This is a genomic window from Mycobacterium kyorinense (assembly GCF_002101735.1).
GTDB classification, from domain to species: Bacteria; Actinomycetota; Actinomycetes; order Mycobacteriales; family Mycobacteriaceae; genus Mycobacterium; species Mycobacterium kyorinense.
Map to the genome: position 1 here is coordinate 1 of NZ_LQPE01000060.1, position 1,910 is coordinate 1,910.

The window sequence follows — 1,910 nt, forward strand, 5'->3', positions numbered from 1 at the left end:
GCGACCAGTATGACCCGACAGGCGCAGCGTTCGAATCACCGTCGAACCGCCGGCCACGATTACGGGTCATCTCTTAGATCCAATGAGCGGGCCTTCGGCGCATGGTCGGGATCGAGTTCGTGCACCCGCCACAACAGCCGGTTGATCGTTGCAGTCCGTTGTGCGACAAGGACTTCGCGGCGATCCACCAACAACTTCAACTCGCGCGACACCGCGTCATGCGTGGCGACCGGCAGATCTGGTTCGCGCAAAAACCCCCGCGCGACTGCTAACGCGTCGATCGGGTCAGACTTGCCCCGTGTGCGCGCGCTGGCCCGGGTCTGAGCCATCAATTTCGGCGGTACCCGCACCACCGACTGACCAAAGCCCATCAGGTCGCGCTCTAACCGCGCCGACAGATGCCGGCAATCCTCGATCGCCCACACCACCTCGGCACCAAAGCGCTCCCGCGCCCACATCACCGCCTCGGCATGACCGGCAGTGGTCGCCGCGACGACCTTCTCGCCCACCTTGCGACCCACTTCGTCGACCGCAACGAATGTATGGGTGCGCTTGTGTACATCGGCTCCAACAACAACCATGGTGGTTGCCTCCTTCACTGTGAGGTGAGGGTTGGGCCGGTCGGCGGACAAACCTCAGTGGGGGCGGTTGCCACGCTCCTATCAAGTCACGCCGGCCGGTCCTTCACACCTGATGCCGACAAAACGCATGCACGCCAACCCGAAGGCGGCACCCAGCCTACGAGCCAGACACCAGGTGATCAGGATCCAACCACCGCAACATGCGGCACCTCACCCTGACACTGACCGCAACCTAGCACCGCACCGCGCGCTTTGGCCTTCGGTCCAAATCGGCGTCGCGCCACGTGGTGGCCCGTCTCGGCGGCGCGGGAAACGCACCCCTCGAAGGTGGTCGGGGTGGAGAAAAGGCTGGCGGCTGCCTCTCCCCTGGCCCGCCACAACAGCCACCGCAGTGCCGGCTACTGCGTGGGGTTCGCAACGTCGCGCCAGCTGTCCGCCACCGCCTCGTCTGAAGGCTCCGTCGCACCGCTGTAATTGCGCGTAGAGCGTGGCACCTGTTTAGGACACGAGCTCGAGACCTGCGAGATCGTCGCGCAATCTGTGCATGACCAATGCCTTGGCATCTTTGAATCCTTGTTCGCGGGCGGCCTGGTCAAGTTTGGCGCGGGCCTGCTCGGTCATGCGCATGGTGAATTGGGCGGACAGCCGCCGGGTTTCGGAACCTCGCCGGCTTTTGCGTTGTGGTGCCGAACCCGTGGCACTTCGTGCAGTTGTCACGGGACCGGGCCTCCTGCGTTTGTGCTGCGTTTATGTCCTTACTAGATGCGATTTAGAACATGGTAGCGCGCCAGCGAGCTTCGACGTCACAGGCGCGGTTGATGTGTCGGGGCACCGTACGTATTTACTACAGTCATTTTTGCATTTCAGTGACTGTATCGCAGCACAGCTGGCGGACGTAAACTTGAGCTCGAGATAACGACCGCTGAAGGGGACTGCGCTGATGGTGATGGTGGGCCGTCCGCAGCGTGGCCGACCGGTCACGGCAGTGCCTGTGGCGGCGCGTCTTTTAGGTCGGGACGTGCGCACGGTGCGGCGCATGATCGAGTCGGGTGAGCTCGAGGGCGCCGTGGTGCCGGGTAGGCAGCGGCGGCGCTGGTTTGTCTATAGCGACCAGCTTCCCGGCTTTGCGCCGTCGACGTCGCCACGGCTGCGCAGTGGTTCTGAGCAGAGCGAGCTCGCTGTTTTGCGCGAGGAGAACGCCGATCTGCGGGCTCGCGCGCAGGCTGCCGAGGAAGGTGAGCGCCTATTACTTGCTAAGAGATGACCCGTAATCGTGGCCGGCGGTTCGACGGTGATTCGAACGCTGCGCCTGTCGGGTCATACTGGTCG

At 63.6% G+C, this 1,910-nt stretch carries 2 protein-coding genes and 1 pseudogene; 1 reads left to right on the forward strand and 2 read right to left on the reverse strand.

The genetic code is table 11. The features are described from left to right. Window positions 1-77: 77 nt before the first annotated feature. Together AWC14_RS08920 and AWC14_RS29945 are read right to left on the reverse strand one after the other, a co-directional pair. Window positions 78-581 (reverse strand): annotated as a pseudogene (locus AWC14_RS08920) (IS110 family transposase); the annotation flags it as partial. A gap of 498 nt (window positions 582-1,079) precedes the next feature. Beyond that, window positions 1,080-1,202 carry a hypothetical protein gene (locus AWC14_RS29945; RefSeq protein WP_283016182.1) on the reverse strand — a complete coding sequence of 41 codons (123 nt, stop codon included), beginning with the start codon at window positions 1,200-1,202 and terminating at the stop codon, window positions 1,080-1,082. 325 nt (window positions 1,203-1,527) lie between these two features. Between AWC14_RS29945 and AWC14_RS08925 the strand changes: the two genes are divergently transcribed. Continuing rightward, window positions 1,528-1,845 (forward strand): helix-turn-helix domain-containing protein, encoded by a 318-nt coding sequence (locus tag AWC14_RS08925; protein WP_428838959.1) that lies wholly within the window; start codon window positions 1,528-1,530, stop codon window positions 1,843-1,845. Window positions 1,846-1,910: the final 65 nt, after the last annotated feature.

What these genes read in the sequence shown, in the direction of transcription:
- AWC14_RS29945 (WP_283016182.1), bottom strand. Translation starts at nt 1,202, where the DNA reads ATGACCGAGCAGGCCCGCGCCAAACTTGACCAGGCCGCCCGCGAACAA.
- AWC14_RS08925 (WP_428838959.1), top strand. Translation starts at nt 1,528, where the DNA reads ATGGTGGGCCGTCCGCAGCGTGGCCGACCGGTCACGGCAGTGCCTGTG.